Here is a 1,898-nt window from a genome sequence, read left to right on the forward strand (position 1 = left end):
GACCTTGCTGGCTAACTCGCGACACGCAGGCAACGGTTCGTGATCTGGGCCGTTGTGTCCAGGATCATGCGGTGCGCGGCCGTAGCTCGCCCCTACATCGGCTGCGGATGGAGTATGTCCGGTGTCAATGCGGCCGAGATCGTGGCCCGAGCCCGCTCCCGAGGTCGCGCGGGCGATCGCCGCGATGTACCGCGGTAAGCGGCAGTCCCCGTTGCCGGTCCGGGTCCGTGACGAACTCGGCGAGTTGTTTGCTGACGCGCAGTTCGCGGGTGCGTTCGGAGCCGAGGGTAAGCCTGGCTGGTCTCCGGGCCGGCTGGCGTTGATCACCGTGTTCCAGCGGGTGGAGAACTTGACTGATCGGCAGGCCGCCGAGGCCGTCCGCGCGGACCTGAGCTGGAAGTACGCGCTCGGCCTGGAGTTGGACGATCCCGGGTTCGACGCCAGCGTGCTGAGTGAGTTCCGGTCCCGCGTGGTGGCCCATGGGCTGGAGGAACTGGCTCTGGACCTGTTGGTGAGCGCGCTCATCGACAAGGGCATGCTCAAGGCGGGCGGCAAGCAGCGCACCGACTCCACCCATGTGATCAGCGCGGTGCGGGATCTGAACCGGCTGGAGCTGGCCGGAGAGTGCGTGCGGGCGGCGCTGGAGGCGCTGTCGGCCGCCGCGCCGCACTGGGTGCAGCAGGTGCTTGACCTGCCCGGATGGGCTGAGCGCTACCGGGCCCGGATTGATTCGTGGCGGCTGCCGACCTTTGAGACCAAGCGCGAGGAGTTGGCCCGCGCCTATGGCAGCGACGGGTACGTGCTGGTCGCGGCGGTCTACGCGCCGTTTTCCCCGGCCTGGCTGCGGCAGTTGCCCGCCGTTGACACGCTGCGGGTCATGCTGATCCAGAACTATGTGCGGACCACCGACAAGACCGGGCGGGAGGTGGTCAAGCGGCGGCGGCCCCTCGAAGACGGCGGAGAGGGACTGCCGCCGGGCAGATGGCGTCTGACCTCCCCGTATGACACCGATGCCCGCTGGGCGGCCAAGGGCGAAGACCTGTTCTGGAACGGCTACAAGGTCCACATCAGCGAAACCTGCCACACCTTGGCCGACACCGTGGAAAGCGAGAATGGCAACCAAGGCAAGGCAATCGCGCCGCCGAATTTGATTACGAACGTGGCGACCACGGACGCCACCGTGCCCGACGTGGCGATGACCGAGAAGGTCCATCAGGGGCTGCAACAACGCGGACTGCTGCCACGCGAGCACTATGTCGACTCCGGCTACGCGTCGGCGGAACTGATCGTCAGCGCGCGCGAGGCCTACGGCCTGACACTCGTCACTCCTGTGCTTTTGGATCAATCGCCTCAGGCTCGCGCCCAGAGCGGGTATGACCGGAGCTCGTTCACGGTGGACTGGGCGAACCAGCAGGTCACCTGCCCTCAAGGGCAAACCAGCGCCTCGTGGAGCCCGTGCGTCCAGCGCGGGACCGACGCGATCGTGGTCACCTTCCCCACCACGTCCTGCCGTCCATGTCCGGTCCGCACGCTATGCACGACCTCTACACGAGAACGCCGTCAGCTCACCCTTCACCCGCAGCCGATCCAGCAGGCCCTTGAAGCCGCCCGCGCCGAACAGACCAGCAAGCAGTGGCAGGACAAGTACAAGATCCGTGCCGGAGTCGAGGGTACGGTCCGTCAGGCCGTTGCGGTCACCGGCCTCCGCCGCGCCCGCTACCGAGGTATCGAGAAGGTCCACCTCGAACACGTCTTCTCAGCCGTCGCCCTCAACCTGATTCGGTTGGACGCCTGGTGGAACAGCCACCCCCTCGATCGAGGTCGAACTAGCCATCTCGCCCGCCTTGAACTGGCAGAACTCGCATTAGCCGCCTGAAGGCGAGTTAGCCAGCAAGGTC

1 protein-coding gene is annotated in these 1,898 nt (G+C 66.6%); it reads left to right on the forward strand.

Translation table 11 applies throughout. The features are described 5' to 3' along the window. The first annotated feature begins 184 nt into the window (after positions 1 to 184). Complete coding sequence (locus MYF83_RS42130) at positions 185 to 1,876, forward strand: IS1182 family transposase (RefSeq protein ID WP_248966431.1); 1,692 nt, start codon at positions 185 to 187, stop codon at positions 1,874 to 1,876. Positions 1,877 to 1,898 lie beyond the last annotated feature (22 nt).

The organism is Sphaerisporangium perillae, assembly GCF_023276435.1.
Taxonomy (GTDB): Bacteria; Actinomycetota; Actinomycetes; order Streptosporangiales; family Streptosporangiaceae; genus Sphaerisporangium; species Sphaerisporangium perillae.